Annotated in this window: 20 protein-coding genes; 3 read left to right on the forward strand and 17 right to left on the reverse strand. The window is 55.4% G+C overall.

Features of this window, described 5'->3' with window-relative positions; all coding sequences use genetic code 11:
• Positions 1-756 (forward strand): ABC transporter ATP-binding protein, encoded by a 756-nt coding sequence (locus PanJK_RS01180; RefSeq protein ID WP_061720157.1) that lies wholly within the window; start codon positions 1-3, stop codon positions 754-756.
• Between the two features lie 170 nt (positions 757-926).
• On the opposite strand, the gene PanJK_RS01185 is transcribed toward PanJK_RS01180, so the two are convergent.
• A complete protein-coding gene (locus tag PanJK_RS01185) occupies positions 927-1,952 on the reverse strand; it encodes a Fic family protein (protein ID WP_265296838.1) in 1,026 nt (341 codons plus the stop codon).
• A 177-nt stretch (positions 1,953-2,129) separates the two neighbouring features.
• The gene (locus PanJK_RS01190) at positions 2,130-2,768 is read right to left on the reverse strand and encodes an RpiB/LacA/LacB family sugar-phosphate isomerase (RefSeq protein ID WP_265296840.1); all 639 of its coding nucleotides are present in this window, start codon (positions 2,766-2,768) and stop codon (positions 2,130-2,132) included.
• Between the two features lie 128 nt (positions 2,769-2,896).
• On the opposite strand from PanJK_RS01190, the gene PanJK_RS01195 reads away from it, so the two are divergent.
• Positions 2,897-3,226 carry a cupin domain-containing protein gene (locus PanJK_RS01195; RefSeq protein WP_265296841.1) on the forward strand — a complete coding sequence of 110 codons (330 nt, stop codon included), beginning with the start codon at positions 2,897-2,899 and terminating at the stop codon, positions 3,224-3,226.
• 16 nt (positions 3,227-3,242) lie between these two features.
• On the opposite strand, the gene PanJK_RS01200 is transcribed toward PanJK_RS01195, so the two are convergent.
• From PanJK_RS01200 to PanJK_RS01255, 12 genes are all read right to left on the reverse strand, one after another.
• Positions 3,243-3,740 (reverse strand): protein disulfide oxidoreductase, encoded by a 498-nt coding sequence (locus PanJK_RS01200; RefSeq protein ID WP_265296843.1) that lies wholly within the window; start codon positions 3,738-3,740, stop codon positions 3,243-3,245.
• Positions 3,737-4,459 (reverse strand): DsbA family protein, encoded by a 723-nt coding sequence (locus PanJK_RS01205; RefSeq protein ID WP_265296844.1) that lies wholly within the window; start codon positions 4,457-4,459, stop codon positions 3,737-3,739. Before PanJK_RS01205 ends, PanJK_RS01200 begins: the two co-directional genes overlap by 4 nt.
• On the reverse strand, positions 4,459-6,459 hold the full coding sequence (locus PanJK_RS01210) for a protein-disulfide reductase DsbD family protein (protein WP_265296845.1): 2,001 nt from the start codon (positions 6,457-6,459) through the stop codon (positions 4,459-4,461). The genes PanJK_RS01205 and PanJK_RS01210 overlap by 1 nt, the downstream gene beginning before the upstream one ends.
• 49 nt (positions 6,460-6,508) lie before the next feature.
• Entirely contained in the window at positions 6,509-6,865 is a 357-nt protein-coding gene (locus PanJK_RS01215; protein WP_265296846.1) for a hypothetical protein, read from the reverse strand.
• A gap of 140 nt (positions 6,866-7,005) precedes the next feature.
• The gene (locus PanJK_RS01220; RefSeq protein WP_265297390.1) at positions 7,006-7,800 is read right to left on the reverse strand and encodes an SDR family NAD(P)-dependent oxidoreductase; all 795 of its coding nucleotides are present in this window, start codon (positions 7,798-7,800) and stop codon (positions 7,006-7,008) included.
• 124 nt (positions 7,801-7,924) lie between these two features.
• Complete coding sequence (locus PanJK_RS01225; RefSeq protein WP_265296847.1) at positions 7,925-8,509, reverse strand: AAA family ATPase; 585 nt, start codon at positions 8,507-8,509, stop codon at positions 7,925-7,927.
• Positions 8,506-8,943: a PTS sugar transporter subunit IIA gene (locus PanJK_RS01230; protein ID WP_265296848.1), complete on the reverse strand. Its 438-nt coding sequence runs from the start codon at positions 8,941-8,943 to the stop codon at positions 8,506-8,508. Before PanJK_RS01230 ends, PanJK_RS01225 begins: the two co-directional genes overlap by 4 nt.
• A gap of 9 nt (positions 8,944-8,952) precedes the next feature.
• Positions 8,953-9,222: a hypothetical protein gene (locus PanJK_RS01235; protein WP_008110081.1), complete on the reverse strand. Its 270-nt coding sequence runs from the start codon at positions 9,220-9,222 to the stop codon at positions 8,953-8,955.
• Between the two features lie 62 nt (positions 9,223-9,284).
• Positions 9,285-10,127: a class II fructose-bisphosphate aldolase gene (locus PanJK_RS01240; protein ID WP_008110083.1), complete on the reverse strand. Its 843-nt coding sequence runs from the start codon at positions 10,125-10,127 to the stop codon at positions 9,285-9,287.
• Positions 10,114-11,487 carry a PTS sugar transporter subunit IIC gene (locus tag PanJK_RS01245; protein WP_008110085.1) on the reverse strand — a complete coding sequence of 458 codons (1,374 nt, stop codon included), beginning with the start codon at positions 11,485-11,487 and terminating at the stop codon, positions 10,114-10,116. The genes PanJK_RS01240 and PanJK_RS01245 overlap by 14 nt, the downstream gene beginning before the upstream one ends.
• Entirely contained in the window at positions 11,480-11,794 is a 315-nt protein-coding gene (locus PanJK_RS01250; RefSeq protein WP_008110086.1) for a PTS sugar transporter subunit IIB, read from the reverse strand. The genes PanJK_RS01245 and PanJK_RS01250 overlap by 8 nt, the downstream gene beginning before the upstream one ends.
• 10 nt (positions 11,795-11,804) lie before the next feature.
• Positions 11,805-12,785 carry a 6-phosphofructokinase gene (locus tag PanJK_RS01255; protein WP_265297392.1) on the reverse strand — a complete coding sequence of 327 codons (981 nt, stop codon included), beginning with the start codon at positions 12,783-12,785 and terminating at the stop codon, positions 11,805-11,807.
• A gap of 439 nt (positions 12,786-13,224) precedes the next feature.
• On the opposite strand from PanJK_RS01255, the gene dld reads away from it, so the two are divergent.
• The gene (gene dld / locus PanJK_RS01260) at positions 13,225-14,919 is read left to right on the forward strand and encodes a D-lactate dehydrogenase (protein WP_256698405.1); all 1,695 of its coding nucleotides are present in this window, start codon (positions 13,225-13,227) and stop codon (positions 14,917-14,919) included.
• Between the two features lie 25 nt (positions 14,920-14,944).
• Here dld and pqqF read toward each other — a convergent pair whose 3' ends face one another.
• From pqqF to pqqD, 3 genes are read right to left on the reverse strand one after another with little or no spacing between them, the layout of a single operon-like run.
• Positions 14,945-17,266, reverse strand: a complete 2,322-nt coding sequence (pqqF, locus tag PanJK_RS01265; RefSeq protein WP_265296850.1) for a pyrroloquinoline quinone biosynthesis protein PqqF — start codon at positions 17,264-17,266, stop codon at positions 14,945-14,947.
• Positions 17,266-18,405 (reverse strand): pyrroloquinoline quinone biosynthesis protein PqqE, encoded by a 1,140-nt coding sequence (pqqE, locus tag PanJK_RS01270; RefSeq protein WP_265296851.1) that lies wholly within the window; start codon positions 18,403-18,405, stop codon positions 17,266-17,268. Before pqqE ends, pqqF begins: the two co-directional genes overlap by 1 nt.
• Positions 18,392-18,670, reverse strand: a complete 279-nt coding sequence (gene pqqD / locus PanJK_RS01275) for a pyrroloquinoline quinone biosynthesis peptide chaperone PqqD (RefSeq protein WP_061720121.1) — start codon at positions 18,668-18,670, stop codon at positions 18,392-18,394. Before pqqD ends, pqqE begins: the two co-directional genes overlap by 14 nt.
• Positions 18,671-18,672 lie beyond the last annotated feature (2 nt).

Here is an 18,672-nt window from a genome sequence, read left to right on the forward strand (position 1 = left end):
ATGATCCGCGTCAGTAATCTCAACCTCAGTTTTGGTGAGGAAGAACGGCGTAATCAGGTGTTGTTCGACGTCAACTTGTCGATTCGCGAGGGTGAAATTTTTGGCCTGGTCGGCGAGTCGGGATCGGGTAAAACCACGGTACTCAAATGCCTTGCCGGGCTTTTCACCCACTGGCACGGCGAGCTGGCGATCGATGGCGTGCCGCTCGAGCATCGTATCGCGCGCGAGCGCTGCCGCAGCGTGCAGATGGTGTTTCAGGATCCGTATGGATCGCTGCATCCGCGTCATACCATCGGCGATATTCTTGAGGAGCCGCTGCAGATTCACGGCATAGGTCAGCGCCAGCAGCGAGTCATCGCCATGCTGGAGAAGGTCGGCCTCAATCGCGCATGGCAAACCCGTTATCCGCATCAGCTGTCTGGCGGCCAGCGCCAGCGCGTAGCGATTGCCCGCGCGCTGATCCTCGAACCGCGCGTACTGCTGCTGGATGAACCGACCTCAGCGCTAGATGTTTCGGTACAAGCGGAGATCCTCAATCTGCTCAGCGACTTGCAGCAGCAGGAGAAACTAACCTACTTGATGGTGACGCACGATCTCGGCGTGGTGGCGCATCTGTGCCATCGCGTGGCGGTGATGCAGCACGGCAAAGTGCTGGAGACGCTGGATGTCGATGCGCTGGTGCACAATCGCGCGCAGGTGGCCTATACGCAGATGCTGGTGGATGCGAGCCGGCAGGATAACGGGGTTTTGGCGTAGGGTCGCCATTGATGGCGTAATGACGCTCAGTTAAGCATTAATTTGCATATGTATGCAGGTGCGCATGAATGCGCACCCTACGAAAAACGCGCCAGTCCTTTGTAGGGTCGCCATTTATGGTGACCGAAACGCACGCAGTAGTAGAATGAGTTTATGCAAAGCTCACCCTATCAAATAACTCGCCAATAGCCGCCCCTAGCCGCCCCCACTCTTTCCAGCCGATGATGTGATTGGAGGAGTTTTAAATTACGCTCAATGGTTCTGCTACTCACGCCCAACAACTGAGTCAGATCAGCAATGGTCATATCAGGTGATTTACTTAGGGCAGCAAATATTTTTACGGCGGTGGCAGGAAGTTTAGCATTTTTTTTCTCCGACATTTTCTCCGACACTTTCTCCGACATTTCTAATGTCGAGATGTCGGTTGAAGAAGAGTGCAAACCAATACCTTCCTCCAATGCTTCAATCAACTTTTCCAGCATGAAAGCGATAAACGGAGTGCAATCACTGGCCCGATCACATTCGCCTAAAACGCGATAATAATGCTGTTGCTGATTATGGATCAGCGTTTCAACCGGAAGCCAGGCGAACTCAGGACGCCATTCACTGAGAATTAATGTTTGCCATAATCTTCCCATGCGTCCATTGCCATCGCTGAAAGGATGAATAAATTCAAATTCATAATGGAAGATAGAGCTGGCAATTAACGGGTGAATATCTGTGTTTTTTAGCCAATTGAGCAAATCCCCCACCAGGCGTGAAACCTGGTTCGCCGGTGGTGCCATATGGATAAGTTGCTGTTCGCGATATACCCCAACATTGCCATTACGTAATTGACCCGGCGCATCGACCAGTCCCATCATTAGCAACTGATGCGCCGCCAGTAAATCGGCTAGTTTTGCGCTTTGCCAGTCATTGAGCTTTTCATAAGCCAGAATGGCGTTGCGCACTTCCTGAATATCTTTAGCCGGAGCCAATACACGCTTGCCTTCCATGATCGCTGTCACCTGCTCGGTTGACAGACTGTTGTGCTCAATCGCCAGTGAAGCCTGAATGGTACGAATGCGATTCTCTTTACGCAAAAGCGGTGAAGATTGTTCTGCCTGAGCAGCCCAGCGGCCTAGTAATTCACCTACTTCAATCACCTGATTCAGGATGGTTGGCGTGATGGTGTAAGGCGGCTGATAACCTGCCATGCGTCTCTCCCTTGATGATTGCTGATATTTACCAGACGGCTACAACGATGAAATTAAGCGTGACCTGCGAGGATATTACAATTTTGGTCATCGTGTGATGGGGAAAATGAGATTTCAAATCTGGAAGTGAAAAAACAACAAAGCCAGGTTTCCCTGGCTTCGCTCAAACCGTATTGATTACTGCGTCAGTTCACGCACAAAACCCACGATTTCCTGATTCTGCCCATGTTCAAACAGGCAATGCTGCAAGCGCGGGCCGCTTACTGCGGTCTTGACCAGTTCAGGATCGATGGTGCGCAGCGAATCGAGGTAATTCTCTTTCAGCAGCGCCGCTTTCACTTCGTTCAGGATACCCGCGTTGCGCACCTGCGGTTCTTTGCGCTCTGGCGGATAACCGTGCCCTTTTTCGCCGGTGAAAGCTTTTTCGAAGATAAAACGCAGGTTCAGTTCCGCGCCCCAGCCAAAGCCTTTGGCGAACGGCAGCGACAGCGCATTACCGTTGTTGATTTGCGCAAACAGATAGGCATCTGCCGGGTCGATGCAGTAGCCGCAAACCACGCCGGGATGCAGGTTCAGCGACATCAGCGCACCCTGGCCGGTACCGCAACCGGCAACCACGAAGTCCACCGCTTTGCTGTTAAGCAGTACGTTGGCCATGATGCCGAGGTGAATATAGGTAAGATGGTGATCCTGTTCGTCGCTCATACCGACGTTAAACACCTGATGCCCGAGCGGTTGCGCCACAGACTGAAGCTCTTTCAACACCGTTGCGTTCTTCGCAGCCTGGCTGTTTTCCATCATCAAAGCGATTTTCATGATCCATCCTCAGATTAAATTGAAACACCGTTTCATTTTAATCAAAGATCGTTAAAATGCAGCCTTTAAATGCCTTTTTGACTGTGAGTTAAGTCACACATTGACGATGCAACCTGCAAGGAGAAACCATGTTTATCTATAAAAGCGCAACCCAACTGGACGATCTAGGTAACGGCGTAACGCGCCGAATTCTGGCGCACGGCGGCACCATGATGGCGGTGGAAGTCACTTTTGAGCAGAACGCGGTCGGTCCGCTGCATCACCATCCGCATGAGCAGCTCACCTACGTGCTATCCGGACGTTTTGCCTTCACCATTGATGGCGTAACCAAAGAAGTCAGCGCCGGCGATACGCTTTATAAAGCACCGAACATTGTGCACGGCTGCGTGTGTCTGGAAGCGGGCGTATTGCTGGATACCTTTACGCCGCAGCGCGAGGATTTTCTGGCGGCACCGTAACGTGCCGCCAGAGAGACTAGCGGGAAGCCCACCAGAGGCGCAGCTTCAGCCCCCAAGCGCTGGTCCAGCCGCTGCTGGTGCTGATGACTTTGCCCTGATGCAGCACGATAAAGGTCGGCGTGGCCTGAATATCCCAGCGCTGGCCGATCGCCCCGCTCTCATCATTGATTGCCACGCCTTGCAGCCCTTTCTTCTCCAGCCAGGTTGCTACGCGCGTATCGTTACCGGATCGCAGCGCCACGCTCGCCACCTTGTAACCTTGCTGGCTCATCGCCGCTAAGGTTGGCGTGGTGAGTTTGCATACGCCGCACCAGCTTGCCCAGACGTAAACCAGCAATGGCCGATCCTGACTGAGCTCCGCCAGATTGACCTCGCCTTGCAGCGAGGTGAGCGGCTGTTGCGCCAGGTCGGCAGGCAGCTGCGGTGCACGCAGCCAATCCATGCCCCACAGCGCCGCTGCGACAATCAGCACTAATAGCAGCGCCTCACGTAGCCAGCGCTTTAATCGATTCATTGTTTCGCCTTCAGCGCGCCTTTCACTGCCGCTTCCAGCTGCTCATACGGCACCGCGCCGCTGATCATCTGGTCGCCCACCAGTGTGGCTGGCGTGCCCTGTACGCCGAGCTGCTGCGCCAGCGTCAGGTTGCTGTTAATGGTGTCGAGGCTATCTTTACTTGGCTCTTTCAGCTTGATGCCGGTTTTATCCAGCGCCGCGTCAATGCTGGCGGTATCGTGATTGCCCTTTTTCGCCATCAAACGCTCATGCAGCTTGAGAAAGTTTTTTGGCTGCTGCTCCCACACGGTGAGCGCCAGACGCGCCGAGGTGAGTGAGGTTTCAGAGCGATACGGCAGCGGCTTAATCACCACCGCGACCTGCGGATACGCTTTCAGCAGTTTTTCGATATCGGCTTCAAACTTCTTACAGAACACGCAGTTGTAATCGGTAAAGTAGACCAGCGTCAGCGCCGGTTTTTCAGCGCCAATGCGCGGTGAACCGGCATCATTGAACAGCGCATCGTGGTTTTTCTTCACCATCTGCGCCACCACATTTTGCTGCTGTTGCGCCGCTTCTTTATCAAACGCATCAGCGGCTTCAGCCAGAATCGACGGATTCTGTACCAGGGTTTCACGGATCAGTTCTTTAATGCGCGCTTCCTGCTCAGGAGTAAAAGGCGCGGCCGCCAGTGCAGGCATGGCAAGGAACATCAGTGGCAGTAACAGGGATTTCTTCATTATTTTTTCGCCTCAGAGAGAGTGGAGATCACCGCTTCACGACTCAGCAGCGGTGACAAAATCTGGCCTTGCGGCAGTGCCGGGCCATAAATTTGGTTAAAAGGGATCGCCACGCGGTCGCGGCGGCGCAGGAATTCACCGATGGCAGGATCGGGCTGCGTCCAGTCGCCGCGCAGCAGCACCACGTCATCGGCTTTCAGCGCAGCACGCACATCGGGTTGATTCAGTACGCGGGATTTGTTCACTTTGCAGGTGATGCACCAGTCGGCGGTGACATCGACAAACACCCGTTTATCCTGCTCGAGTGCCTGATGGATCGCCGCTTCGGTCAGCGGCTGCCAGTGCAGCGTCTCCTCTTCCGGCGTGATGCGCGTCATTAGGAATAGCGCACCAGCCAGCGTCAGAGTGATAAACACCACGCCCGCCTGCTGCAACGCGCGTCGCTTCACCAGCCAACCACACAACACCGCGAGTAACACGCCCGCCAGCACCAGCGCGAAGGTGCTGCCCCAATGCGGTACCAGCAATGTCACCAGCCAGAAGGTGGCGAGCAGCATAAACAGGCCGAGCACGCTGCGCAGATGCACCATCCAGCGCCCCGGACGCGGCAGGCAGCGGGCCATGCCCGGCAACGCCGCCACCAGCAGCCACGGCAAACTCATGCCGACGCCGAGCGCGACAAACAGCAGCCACAGCTGCGGCAGCGGTGCCGTCAGCGCATAAGCCACCGCTGTACCGAGAAACGGCGCGCTGCACGGCGTAGCCAGCAAAGTGGCAAACGCGCCCTGGCCGAAATGCCCAAGCAAGCCGTCGCCGCCCTGCGTCGCCAGTTTGGTATTCAAACCTGACGGCAAGCGGAAATGCAGCAAATCAAACAGGCTGGCGCTGAACAGGAACATCACCAACACCATCACCAGCAGGAAGCCGCTGCTCTGGAACTGAATGCCCCAGCCAAGCGCCTGGCCACTGAGCCGCAGTCCGGTCATCAGCAGCGCTAGCAGCAGGAAGGAGAAAATGATCCCGGCGCTGGAGGCGAGAAACTGCTGCCGTGTCTGACGCTGCGTTTGCCCTTGCTGCTGTACCAGGCTGCTGAGCTTGATCGCCAGCACCGGCAACACGCACGGCATCAGATTAAGGATCAGGCCACCGAGCAACGCCAGCAGCAGCACCGACCAGAAGGTTTGCGCGCCATCTCCGGATACCAACACTTCTGCGCCAATATGAATCGTGCTTTGCTGCGCAATCCCACCATCGGCCACCACCAGCGACAGCGTTTTGCCGCGCAGATCCGGAGCCGCTTCACCCCATTCATCGGTGACCGCCACCCGCGCGCTGAGCGTATCGCCTTTCACACTGATTTGCGGTGCCGCCAGCATGCTGCCCTGCGGATAATCGAAGAACAGTTCAGGTTGTTGCCAGCCGCCCTGACGCTGGGCGCGAATCTGCAATTCGCCATTAACAAAGCTGGCGTCGAGTTGATCGGTTAAGCCGCTGGCCGCCGGGATGCGTCCCATCGCCTCGGCGAAATCGCGGGCAAAATCGGCGTCAGCGGGCTGCGTCAGATCGAGGCTGAATGGGAAGTCAGTGAGGATGCAGACATCGCTACAGGTCGAGAGCGTCAGCGTTCCTGCGAGCTGCTGACTGGACAGTTTCGCCAGTTCAATCGGCAGCGTGATATCGCCTTTGTAGCCTTGGGTGGTCAAGCCGCTAACGTCAAAACGCTCAGGCGCAGGCCAGAACCATTGCGCCTTTACCTCCGGCGTTTGCCAGCGGATTTCCGGCGCAACGCCGCCTTCGCCTGGCGTACGCCAGTAGGTTTTCCAGCCGGGTTGCAGGCGAATATCCAGCAGCAATTGCTGATTATCGTTGTGGCTGGCGCTGCGCAGGCGCACTTCGGCATGGTTGTTTTGCGCATTGCGCAGCCAGCCGGTGTCTGCCGCCTGCGCAGTGATCGCGCAGCTCGCCAGCAGGAGCAGCAGGCTCCTGATCAATACAGTCATGTGAATTCTCCAGTGAATAACAGGGTTTACGCGATGTAACGCGCAGGTGTTATTCCCGGAAGACGCAGAAGGTCAGATGCCGCCGTCGCAGAGACGGAAACAGCGGTGCGCGGCGATAGCCGACGGACGTGGTGGTTTGTGTGAAGGTAGCGATCAGCGCCAGCAACAACAGCAGGAAAGGCAATGCGGTATCGAGTATAGGTGCGGCGGCACTGAGCGATTTGGCGCTCAATGCACAAGGTTTTTCACTGCCGCTGGCATCATCACTGCTGTGAGTTTGCGCGGACGCGCTGACCTGCGCTAAAGGTGCGGAAGGCAAATTGAAGCTGCGCTGGACGAGACAAAACGCCAGCACCAGACAAACCAGTGCCAGAATCCATTTTGCGCGTGATAGCGATATCGTCATGCCGCAGCCTCAGAGAAAAGTGCGGGCATTTTAAGCATCTGCAGCAGAAACACCAAGCTTTGCTGTGTAAACTTTTGTCTTTGTGGTGCGAGCATTGTAGGGTCGCCATTCATGGCGACCTGGTCAATCACCGCACCCGGCTAAACAATATCATCCACCACGCCGCCATCCACGCGCAGCGCGGCACCGGACGTCGCCGACGCCTGTTTCGAACAAACGTACACCACCATGTTCGCCACCTCTTCCACCGTAGCGGCACGCTGGATCACCGAACTCGGACGCTGGGCCATCACAAACTCTTTCGCCAGCTCTTCCAGCGGTTTACCGGTGCGCTTCACTTCGTCTTCCATCATGGCGGCAAAACCATCAGAGAGCGTTGGGCCCGGCAACACGCTGTTCACCGTCACGCCGCTGCCCGCCACCACTTTCGCCAGCCCGCGCGCCAGCGACAGCTGCGCGGTTTTACTCACGCCGTAATGCAGCATATCAGCGGGAATATTCAGTGCTGACTCTGATGAGATAAACACCACGCGGCCCCAACCGCGTTTCACCATCTCCGGCAACAAAGCCCGCGACAGGCGCACGCCGGACATCACGTTGGTTTGCCAATAGGCATCCCAGGTGTCGTCATCCACTTGATAAAAATCCTGCGGACCGTAAATCCCGGCGTTATTCACCAGAATATCGATCGGCGGCAAACCGTTGAGCAGTTGCTTAACGCCCTGCGCACTGCCGAGATCGGCGATAAAGGTATGAATTTTCGCCCCCTGGACTAGGCCGTTGAGCTTCTCGCGCGCACGACTCACCGAGGCTTCACTGCGCCCGTTGAGCACCACTTCCGCCCCGCTGGTCGCCAGACCTTGTGCAACGGCAAAACCGATGCCGCCGGTTGATGCGGTAACTAAGGCTGTTTTTCCGTGTAGATCGATATTCATCATGCTTTCCTCTGTGAGCGTAATCACAAAGCCTGGTTCAGGCAGAGGAAGATGCATTGACGAATCATGCGATGGCGGTGTCGGCCGCAGTGCTGATGCGCGTTCAGCCTGCTGCCGACAGGGTTCAACCCGAGGCCGATAAAGCCGGTTGAGCGCTGATTGGCAGCCGCAGTTGGCGCTGCAACCAGGCGCAGGCCGCCGCCTGGTCCGGGTTGCGCGCGTTAAGCTGCAACACCGGACCCAGCGCCATCGGCTGGGCGGTTTCCGCCAGCTTGCGCAGTTCTGGCAGATACTCTGCGCCCGGATGTCCCGGCATACGATCGGTCAAGCGTGCCTGATAACGCGCCACAGCGTCATCTGGCGTGATCGCCAGCCACAGCTCCAGCACCCGCGTCACGCCCGCCTGTTGCAATCCTTGCTGCAATACCGCTTTCGGCTGGAAGCCAAACCAGGCATCAATGACGTAGATGCAGCGCGTCGGTGCTTGCGCCACCACTTGCCAGATCGCCTGATACGCCGCACAACCTAACTGGCGATTGCGCAGGCGATCCACCGGCGCAAAGCTGGCCATAAACGGCTCTTTCAGGCTATCCAACGTCAGCACCGGAAAGCCGAATTGCTCAGCCAGCGCGCGCGTCAGGGTGCTTTTGCCGGAAGCCGGAATGCCGTTCACCAGCACTACCATCTTCTCTTCAGTGTCGGTTGTCATAGGATCTCTATCACCTCCGCAGCACTGCTGGCGTTGCGCAAGCGCACCAGCGTCTCCTCATCTTCCAGCAGCGTGACAATCGCGCGGATGCCCTCTTCAATGTGGGCGTTGCTGTCACGCGCACCGAACATAATCACGATGTCGGCTTTGTCGCTGCCGTCGAACGAAATCGGCTCATCCAGTACGATCATGCTGAAACAATCTTTCAGCACGCCGCTTTCCGGCCGTGCATGAGGAATGGCGATGCCCTCCTCAAACACGTAATAAGCGCCATGCTCCAGCGTGTTGGCGATCACCGCTTCCGGATAACTGGCTTTGATGTAACCGCCGTTCACCAGCGGTAGCGCCGCCAGCGCGATCACCTCGCGCCAATCCCTGGCGCTGATCCCCACCTGAATCGCACTTGCCTCCTGCAGCAGCTGTTTAATACTCATACTGCCTCCTTAAAATGATTTGCGAATGGTGTTGCGCAGTTCATCGATTTTGACAAACAGCGGATCAATTTCCTGACGAAAGCGGCGGCTTTTCGCAAAGATATTTAATGCACGATTATATTCCAGCATTAATTGTTTTTGCGTCTCTGTCGCCTGCGGATTATTGGCTAACTGTTGTTCCAGCTCGCTTATTTTTCCGCTGATGGTTTCAGCCTGAAGATCTATTTCCTGTGAATCCTGGCTCTTATTATCGGAGCCCTTTTTCAAGAATCCAAACATAGCGTCTCCTGCCCCGAATGGCGCCGGGCACCTCAGGTTATTACGTCATGAGTGAGTCGGAATTAGCGGAACAGCTGAATCTTTTCTACCAGCACATTGGTTACGGCATCGTTGGCCGGCACAAGGAAATTACGCACGCTGTCATTAACCTTGCCCTTTTCAAACGTCTGCTTGCAGTTTGCGACCCACTGCACATTCATCTCGGTGCCGACGTTGACCTTCTCAATGCCGCTGCGCACCGCAAGACGCATATCCTCATCGCTAACACCGGTTCCGCCGTGCAGCACCAGCGGCGTTTTAGTGGCATCGGTGATATCCGCCAGGCGCTGATGCTGAATATGCGCTTTGCCGGTATACAAGCCGTGCACGGTACCGATGGAGATGGCCAGCATATCGACGCCGGTTTCATCGACAAAGCGTTTGGCTTCATCGACGGTGGTAAAGGCCGCATCGTTCATTTCCACTTCTTTGCCATCTTCCGAGCCGCCAATCGCACCCAGTTCCGCTTCCACTGATACCGCCAGCGGGCGCGCCATATCAATAACACGACGCGTATTGGCGATGTTCTCTTCAATCGGCAAATGTGAGCCGTCATACATAATTGAACTGAAGCCTGCATCCAGCGCAGTTTGAATCGCGTCTAAATCCGAACAGTGATCGAGGTGCAAACAGGTCGGCACATTACGGCTTTCCGACAGTGAGCGAATGGCATCCACCAATAATTTATGTCCGAGATATTTCGCTGTACCGGTTGAGATCTGAATCATTAATGGACTGTTAGTTTTCTCCGCTGCTTTAAAAAAGGCGGGCAGCATTTCCAGACAGTGCAAATTAAAGGAACCGAGCGCTTTAAATTCACGTTCTTTAGCCACCTGTAACAGATCGGTAAAGTTATAAAGTTTCATGGAGCTTTTCCTCATGGGATTTAGACTTGGTGGATTTTCCGTTAACAAACCAGGCGATGAGAGTAATAAAGGCAATAAACAGCGCGACGAACAGCCAGTTATTCTGGAAGGCATGGCCGAGCACCAAACCGGTACTGATGACATCCGAATCACTGAAGGTGACGCCGGTAAAACCGTAGCTTTCCAGCATCGGCACCAGAATCGCCGGCAGGAAGGTGATGAACAGACCGTGCACGAAACCGCCGATCATCGCCCCGCGACGACCGCCGAGCGCATTACCAAACACGCCTGCGGTGCCACCGGCAAAGAAGTTGGTCAGCAGACCTGGCAGAATCATCGCCAGACCAAACATCGGGAACACCAGCATGCCCACCACCGAACCCAGCGTGGTGGCGAGGAAGCCGACGATCACCGCGTTCGGGGCGTACGGGAACATCACCGGGCAGTCGAGCGCCGGTTTCGCATCCGGCACCAGACGCATGGCAATGCCGCGGAAAGCTGGCACCAGTTCGTTCAGCAGCAGACGCACGCCGCTATACAGCACGAACACACCGCACACGAACTGAATCGACTGCATAAAGGCGTACATCAGATAGTTCATGCCGTTGCTGTACTGGCCGATAAATTCCGGACCGGCGGCGACTGCAGGAATCAGGTACATCGGCACCATTACCACCGCCATCGACAGATAGGTGTCCTGCAGGAATTTAAAGTTGTCGGGCAGTTTGAGGTCTTCCGTGGAGCGCGAACCTTTGCCCACCACCTTCGCCACCGCCGCCGTCAGCAGGTAGCCGATGGTGCAGAAGTGACCGAGCGCCACGTCGTCGGAATCGGTGATACGACGCACCACCGGTTGTGCCAGCGCAGGCATCACAACCGCCATAATGCCGCCAAAGATGCCGCCGGTAAGGATCAGAGGTAAGCCTGTCAGCCCCGCTTTATAGCCAATCACCGCACCGATGGTCGCCATCCACAGCAGCGCCTGACCGGTCAGGAAGATGTATTTGAACGGTGTCAGACGCGCAATGATGATGTTGACGATAAAGATCACCAACAGCGTCAGCGCCACTTCAGAACCCAGCTCGCGGTTTGCTAACCCGGCAATGGCGGCAACGTCGGTGATATAACCCTGCATGCCAAAACCGTGAGTGAAAATGGTGTTCAGGAAGGTCAGCGTACCGACAATAATGTTGATACCGGCCATCATAATTAAGAAACCAAGCAGGGTTTTAAAGGTGCCTTCCACCACCTTGCCCGCCGATTTTTTTTGCAGTAGCAGACCAATCAGGGCAATAAAGGCGATCAATATTGATGCCTGCCCCAATAAGTCTTTTACCAGGAAGTCGATCACACTATTCATGATTAGCAACCTTTAAGTTACGTTCTTTCATAAACGCCACGATTTTCTCTTCAATTTCCGCTTTGTCGGTTAGCTTATTGAGAATAATCACCCGTTTGATCTGTTCCGGGCTGGCATCGGCATTTAACACATCAGCAAAGGCTTTCTGAGTTAAAATCATGTCGGATTTAAAGGCGTTGGCTTCAGAAATGGTGGTGTGATCGATATCAGCATCAATTTCGAGTTTCTTTAATACTGACTTGGCGCTCATCTCAATCGCAAAGCTTGAACCCAAACCACATCCACAGACACATAATATTTTCAGCATGGCTATTTCCTCACAGAATTTGCAGTTGTTTAGCGAGTTTATAATGATGCCCTTCCGTATCGACCAGGCGTTTTTTCATGCTTATTAAATCAATCGGAATCGGTCGATTACTGCCATTAATAATCACCGCTTTGTTGCGCATTCCCGACTGAATACAACGCGCGACTTCACTGGCCATAATGGTGCCCTGATAAATCTCTTCACAGGTAGGATCGCCATTACGCAGGCCATAACCGATAATTGCTTTACGAATACGCACACCAATTAACGGTTCAATTTGTTTAATTAACGTATCGATAGCGCCCTGAAAGCCCGGCGAATATTCTCGGGTGTAGCCTTCTGAGCACAAAATAATGACGCTGTTCTGCGCCGCCAGCCGCTGCGTGATGCGCTCGGCCAGCTCTTGTGGTGCAATCTGGCATTCCGGGATCAGCGCGAAATCCGCATTGGATTTGATCGCCGACTGCAAGGTTAATTCCCCGCAATAACCGCCCAGCAGTTCCACCATAAACACACGACCGGTTAAGGCGCGGCCGGTATTGCGTAATTTCGCCACCTCTTTTAAAACCTGCTCGCAGGCGGTGGAGAAACCGATGCTGTAATCACTGCCAAACACATCGTTATCGATGGTCATGCCGACGCCAAAACAGTTAACGCCAAATTCGCTTAACGTATGCAGGAATTGTAATGAGCCATCGCCTCCCGCCATAATTAATACATCGATGCGCAGCGACTTAAGATGTTTGGCGATGGTTTCATATTCCGGACGAATTAATTTTCTGCTGGTTCGTCCCGATTGCATTACCGGAATAGCGGCGATGGCGTAATCCACTAAATCGCGCTGGGATATTTCCTGGTGATTGTTTTCCAGCAATCCCGGAATGCCACCGTTAAATAACACCATTTCCGCCTGGGTTAAGCGCGATATTTGATACACAAAGTTATTAATCCCGGTGACATCGCCACCACTGATCACCATGCCAATTCTCATTGTCATCATCCTTCATGCTGTGCGTCTGGAATTCATTCTTCCGATTAACGACATTGTTATTTGCAACGAATGTCACAGTTTTGCGATGAATTCCCCGAGTGAGATCATTGACAGCATCCCATTCAGGCTAAATTCTGTGATATAAATCACACGCCACTTTTCACCTTAAATCATTAATAACAAATAAAATCATAGGTTTATATTTATTTTGCGTAGTAAAACCGGTGACTTAAATAAACACCTTACTCGCTGTTTTTCTTTCGATCTATTTTGTGATTTCCCGCGCATTTTTATCGGTTCATGAGGCTTATTCCGCATCAGATAAAGGGATAATGATTACGTGCGTTATTTATGCATCAGGGCCAGTGAAGGATTGACTCAATGCCGATGCACTTGTCCAATACCGTGGCAGATAAAAATAAAGAAGAGAAAAGTGAGCATGCAGAAGGATATGTTGCGTCAGTTAGCAGAGGTGGTTGGCGAGAAGCAGGTATTAACCCATGCGGATGATAAAGCCTGGTACATAAAGGGATTCCGCGTCGGACGCGGTGAAGCGCTGGCGGTGGCGTTACCGCAAACGCTGTTGCAGCTGTGGCAGACGCTGCAGGTTTGCGTGGCGCATGATGCCATTGTGCTGATGCAGGCGTCGAATACCGGCGTTACCGGCGGCTCAACGCCCGACGGCAATGATTATGACCGCGATATTGTGATCATCAGTACCCGCCAGCTCAAAGGCGTGCAGGTGATTGATCAGGCGCGTCAGGTGATTGCTTTCCCTGGCACCACCTTGACCGAACTGGAGCACACCTTGCAGCCGCTGGGTCGTGAGCCGCACTCGGTGATTGGCTCGTCCTGCATCGGCGCGTCGGTGGTCGGCGGCATCTGCAATAATTCCGGTGGCTCGCTGATTCGGCGCGGCCCCGCTTTCACCGAAAAATCCCTGTTCGCCCGCATTCACAACGATGGGCGTTTAGAGATGGTCAACCATCTCGGCATCGAGTTGGGCGACACACCTGAAGTGATGCTGGAAAACCTGACGCAGCAACGGTATCAAACCGGTGAGCAACCCGACTGGCAGGGAAAAATCTGGGCGGATGATTATGCCGACCGACTGCGAGATGTGGCCGCAGATTCCCCTGCACGCTTCAATGGCGATTTGCGTTACCTGCACGACAGCTCAGGCAGCGCCGGTAAAGTGGTGGTGTTCGCCGTGCGCTTGCCGACCTTTGAAGCCAGCACCGGCAGCGATACTTTCTACATCGGCACTAACGATGAGAGCGTGCTGGTGGCGCTGCGCCGTTTCCTGTTAACCAGGATGAGCGAGCTGCCGCTGCAGGCGGAATATATCCATCGCAACGCCTTCGATTTAACCGTGCGCTACGCCAAACATATGTATCTGGCGATACGCAAACTGGGTCCGCAGGCCATTCCGCAGATGATGGCCAATAAAGCCAAATGGGATGTGCGCGTCAGCCACCTGAAATTCCTGCCGCGCAATTTTGTTGATCGGGTGCTGCAATTTTTCAACCAGCTAACCCCGAGCTTTATCGCGCCGCGCATCATGGATTACCGCAACGAGTATCAACATCATCTGATGATCAAAGTGGAGTCGCCGCAAACCGCTGAATTACTAAGCTTGTTACAGCAGTTCTTTGCTGAGCAGCAAGGCGGCTTTTTCCTCTGCAATGCGCGTGAAGCGGCGGATGCATTTTTAGTGCGTTTCGGCGTCGGCGGCTGCACCATTTCCTACTGCGATGCGCTGGGCTACAACCCCAACGAACGGCTGGTGGCGTTTGACGTGGCGCTGCGCCGCAATGATGACGCGTGGCGTTTGACGCTGCCGGATCATCTGGCAGCGCAGGTGCAGGTTGATTCGTGCTGCGGGCACTTCTTCTGCTTCGTCAATCATCAGGATTACGTGCTGAAGCCGGGCTACGACGCGAAAGTGTTTAAGGAAGAGGTGAAGCGCTATCTGGCGCAGCGCGGCGCGAAGTATCCCGCCGAGCACAATGTCGGACACCTCTATCAGGCATCGTGTGAACATGTCGAGCACTGGAAACAACTTGATCCGACCAACAGCTGTAACCCGGGGATTGGCAAAACCAGTAAGAAGAAGTTTTGGCGGGAGATGTAGCATCGGGGTTTCGTAGGGTGCGCATTCATGCGTACCTGGTCACCAAAATCAACCAACGATGCCGTTCGCGCAGCAGACGCTGGTGCAGTTGCTGAAGCTGCGGCAGCGTGAGTGACTGAATGGCAGCACGATTGAGCGTCGCCAGGCCGTGCTGCTGGCGCAGGGTGTCGAGTGCGGCATCGCCATTGTCTTTGCTTGCGCATTGCGTCATTAAGCTTGCCTGCATTGCCGCCAGCTTTTCCGGGGAAATTGCTGCGATCTCGGCAACCATCTCACGCATAAAGCGTTTGCAGTGCCCGAGCAACGCGCGCCAGGTGATATCCGGCGATTGCAGTGCCAGCATTAAGCCATCCACATCCGCCACCCGCTGATAACGCGCCGACACCACATATCCAATTTGCTGATCCACGCGCAGCCGCTGGAAGAAGCGCGTTTCCAGCATCAGCGCCAGCACGCGTAAAGCAGCCAGGGCGGCATCGTCGGCCTGCGGTAGCGGCATAAACAGCAACAGCGCCTGATCGGGTCCGTCGCAGTCGATGGGCACAATGCCGCGTTGCAGTTGTACGGGCGGCGTGTCGCGCGCCAGATCCGGAGCAAAATCGCTGAGCAGATGCGCCACGCGCTGGCTTAGCGCGCTATGGGTGCCGCACCATGCCGCCAGCCATTGCGGCGATGGCGATGGCTTAATCAAACAAGTTGGCAAAGCGGCGAGCAGCTGACGAATCACAATAGAGTGCGTTGTCGCTGCGGATTGTGCCTGCACCGGCTTGTTCAGCGCCCGTAATGCCTGATGCACGCTTAACAACGCGCGCTCTTCGGATGCGGGCAGATTGAGCAGCAGCTGCCAGCTTCCCTGCGTTTGTTGCCAACTGCCGTTGCCGCCCACGTGGCGAAGTTCCGCCAGCACTGGCCGCAACTGGCGCTGCCGCGCCTGCGCGTCTTCATCGCTCAAGGTTTGATAAAACGCCGGACGCAGCAGCAATGTCTCAACCTGTTTTACCGGCGCAATCAGCGGCAACGGCTGCGCCACGGGCGGAAGACGCGGGAGCTGAAAGTCGGCTGAGGTGGGATAAAAGTGAAACGCTGCGGATTGTGCCGCATCCGGCAATGCCGGCAGCCATTCAGCCAGCTGCAGGGGAAAGCCCTGCGTCTGATGCGGTGCGCCGTCGACGTGCTGCTGGGTGAGCAGACGCGTACACGGCCATTGCGGCAACGCGGCGGAAAAATCCGTGAAGTTTTCAGTAACCGCTGAGCCAGGCGCGAAGCCGAACGCGCGGCCGCGCAACTGTTCCAGCGGCGACAAAGCCGCGAAATTCTGCTGCGCGAGTTGCGCATAGTGCTGCAGCTGAATCGCATTGCATGCAGTTAACGCCGCCAGATGCTGCCAAACGCGTTGCTCAAGCTGTTGCGCCTGTGCCGATGAAATACGCCCGGCACTAAAACGCAGCGCCAGTAAGGCATGTTGTTCATCTTGCCATAACCATTGCACATCAAAGGTCTCGCATAACGCCTTAGCCCGCAATTGCGCCAGCAAACTGCCCGGCGCTTCGTCTTGCCAAAACACCTTAAGCAAGGTGACATTGTCACGTACCGTCTGTTCATCGCCCGCGATCAATAACGTCAGCCAGAAATTTTCTTCACCGCCTAATTGCAGCAAACGATCGCCGGGCAGCAGCGCAGGTTTAACAGCCGCAGCGCGTTCTCCGCCCGCCAGCAAGCTGCCGCCATAGCGCGTCGCCAGCTGTGCTAACTCATCAAGTGATTGCGATCCTTGCAGCCAAAGCTCCATATTTTCAGCGCGATAGAACCGGCGATGAAAATCATGTAATGCGGATTGCAGCTCCGTGACATTGTCACCAAACGCACGCCGACTGCCGACGCGAAAGCGCTGAAAGCGTCCCTTTAGCTTATCTACGATGGCCGCTTCACTCAGCGTGTCGATATGGTTTTGCAGCAGTTGATACTCTGCCTCAATCACCGCTGCTTCCTGCTGAATCGCCCGCGTCGTCAGCAACGGGGACGCCAACATATCGCACAGCCGCTGCACGCCTGCAGACAATGCTGAAGCTGGGAGCTGAAAGAAATAGGCGCTGCGGCTCAACTGCGTGGTGGCATTCACCTGGCCGCCCTGCTGCTGCAGCCAGGGCATCAGGCGATGCTCGCCGTTAAAGTTTTCGCTGCCACAGAACAGCAGATGTTCCAGCAGATGCGCCAAACCCGGCCAGCGATCGGCTTCATCCAGACTGCCGGCCTGCACGCGCACCAACGCAGCCGCCTCACGCGCGTCGGGCTGATGATAAAGATGGCAGCGCAGGCCGTTGGCAAGCGTTAGCTGGCGCGTGTTCATCAGGTAACGCGCTGCTTGAAGATCAGTTCGGAGTTGCTGCGATTGCGGAACTGCAGCTGCTGGATTTTGATGTCGCTGCAGTTGGCTTCACGCCGTGCTTCGAGGATCTTGCCATGATGCGGCGATTTGCTGCACACCGGATCGGTGTTATCCGCATTGCCGGTCAGCATAAAGGCCTGACAACGGCAGCCGCCAAAGTCTTTCTCTTTCTCCTCGCAGGAGCGACAGGGTTCCGGCATCCAGTCAAAGCCGCGATAGCGGTTGAAACCAAACGAGTTGTACCAGATATCGTCCAGCGTGCGTTCCAGCACCGACGGGAACTCGACCGGTAGCTGACGCGCGCTGTGGCACGGCAACGCGGTGCCGTCTGGCGTGACGCTGAGGAAGATCGATCCCCAACCGCCCATGCAGGGTTTCGGGCGCTCTTCGTAGTAATCCGGCGTCACGAACAGCAAATTGGTGAGATTACCGGTGGCGCTCATGCGCTGACGATAATCGGCCACCACCGCTTCAGCGTTGGCGATCTGCTCGCGCGTCGGCAGCAAACCTTCGCGATTGAGCTGCGCCCAGCCGTAGAACTGGCAAGTTGCCAGCTCAACATCGTCGGCTTCCAGTTCGATGCAGAGATCGATGATTTTGTCGATCTGGTCGATATTGTGGCGATGCAGCACAAAGTTCAGCACCATCGGATAGCCGTGTGCTTTCACCGCTTTCGCCATCTCCAGCTTTTGCTGGAAAGCCTTTTTCGACCCGGCCAGCGCGGCATTAAGCGTTTCATCGCTGGCCTGGAAACTGATCTGAATATGATCGAGCCCGGCGTCAGCAAAGGCGTCGAGTTTTTTCGCCGTCAGGCCAATGCCGGAGGTGATCAGGTTGGTGTAGAAACCGAGATCGCGCGCGGCGCGAATCAGTTCCGGCAGGTCTTTACGCGTCAGCGGTTCGCCGCCGGAAAAACCGAGCTGCACGCTGCCCATGGCGCGCGCCTGACGAAACACCTCAATCCACTGTTCGGTGGTCAGCTCTTTCTCCTGCTGGGAAAAATCCAGCGGATTGGAGCAATACGGACACTGCAGCGGGCAGCGATAGGTCAGTTCTGCCAGCAGCCACAGCGGCGGCGTCACGCTTTTACTCGGGTTCACGACACTGTATCCATTTTTGTTCGATGGCTGATTGCAGGAACTCTTTAACGTCATCGCCGACGCCGCCCGCATCCGGGAAACGCGCATCCAGCGTGGCAACGATCGCCGCCACATCTTGTTTGCCATCCACCAGTTCGAGGATCGCCACCGCAGTTTCGTTCAGCTTGGCCATGCCTTCAGGATAGAGCACCACATGGCTGTCTTGCGCCGCTTCCCACTGCATGCGGTAGCCGCGACGGAAAGCGGGAATCACATTATCTTTCATAT

Origin of the sequence: Pantoea sp. JK (assembly GCF_026130245.1) — a bacterium.
GTDB classification, from domain to species: domain Bacteria; phylum Pseudomonadota; class Gammaproteobacteria; order Enterobacterales; family Enterobacteriaceae; genus Pantoea; species Pantoea trifolii.

Bases quoted from the DNA above. Each gene is read 5' to 3' on its own strand.
- PanJK_RS01180 (WP_061720157.1), top strand. From the start codon at position 1: ATGATCCGCGTCAGTAATCTCAACCTCAGTTTTGGTGAGGAAGAACGG.
- PanJK_RS01185 (WP_265296838.1), bottom strand. From the start codon at position 1,952: ATGGCAGGTTATCAGCCGCCTTACACCATCACGCCAACCATCCTGAAT.
- PanJK_RS01190 (WP_265296840.1), bottom strand. From the start codon at position 2,768: ATGAAAATCGCTTTGATGATGGAAAACAGCCAGGCTGCGAAGAACGCA.
- PanJK_RS01195 (WP_265296841.1), top strand. From the start codon at position 2,897: ATGTTTATCTATAAAAGCGCAACCCAACTGGACGATCTAGGTAACGGC.
- PanJK_RS01200 (WP_265296843.1), bottom strand. From the start codon at position 3,740: ATGAATCGATTAAAGCGCTGGCTACGTGAGGCGCTGCTATTAGTGCTG.
- PanJK_RS01205 (WP_265296844.1), bottom strand. From the start codon at position 4,459: ATGAAGAAATCCCTGTTACTGCCACTGATGTTCCTTGCCATGCCTGCA.
- PanJK_RS01210 (WP_265296845.1), bottom strand. From the start codon at position 6,459: ATGACTGTATTGATCAGGAGCCTGCTGCTCCTGCTGGCGAGCTGCGCG.
- PanJK_RS01215 (WP_265296846.1), bottom strand. From the start codon at position 6,865: ATGACGATATCGCTATCACGCGCAAAATGGATTCTGGCACTGGTTTGT.
- PanJK_RS01220 (WP_265297390.1), bottom strand. From the start codon at position 7,800: ATGAATATCGATCTACACGGAAAAACAGCCTTAGTTACCGCATCAACC.
- PanJK_RS01225 (WP_265296847.1), bottom strand. From the start codon at position 8,509: ATGACAACCGACACTGAAGAGAAGATGGTAGTGCTGGTGAACGGCATT.
- PanJK_RS01230 (WP_265296848.1), bottom strand. From the start codon at position 8,943: ATGAGTATTAAACAGCTGCTGCAGGAGGCAAGTGCGATTCAGGTGGGG.
- PanJK_RS01235 (WP_008110081.1), bottom strand. From the start codon at position 9,222: ATGTTTGGATTCTTGAAAAAGGGCTCCGATAATAAGAGCCAGGATTCA.
- PanJK_RS01240 (WP_008110083.1), bottom strand. From the start codon at position 10,127: ATGAAACTTTATAACTTTACCGATCTGTTACAGGTGGCTAAAGAACGT.
- PanJK_RS01245 (WP_008110085.1), bottom strand. From the start codon at position 11,487: ATGAATAGTGTGATCGACTTCCTGGTAAAAGACTTATTGGGGCAGGCA.
- PanJK_RS01250 (WP_008110086.1), bottom strand. From the start codon at position 11,794: ATGCTGAAAATATTATGTGTCTGTGGATGTGGTTTGGGTTCAAGCTTT.
- PanJK_RS01255 (WP_265297392.1), bottom strand. From the start codon at position 12,785: ATGAGAATTGGCATGGTGATCAGTGGTGGCGATGTCACCGGGATTAAT.
- dld (WP_256698405.1), top strand. From the start codon at position 13,225: ATGCAGAAGGATATGTTGCGTCAGTTAGCAGAGGTGGTTGGCGAGAAG.
- pqqF (WP_265296850.1), bottom strand. From the start codon at position 17,266: ATGAACACGCGCCAGCTAACGCTTGCCAACGGCCTGCGCTGCCATCTT.
- pqqD (WP_061720121.1), bottom strand. From the start codon at position 18,670: ATGAAAGATAATGTGATTCCCGCTTTCCGTCGCGGCTACCGCATGCAG.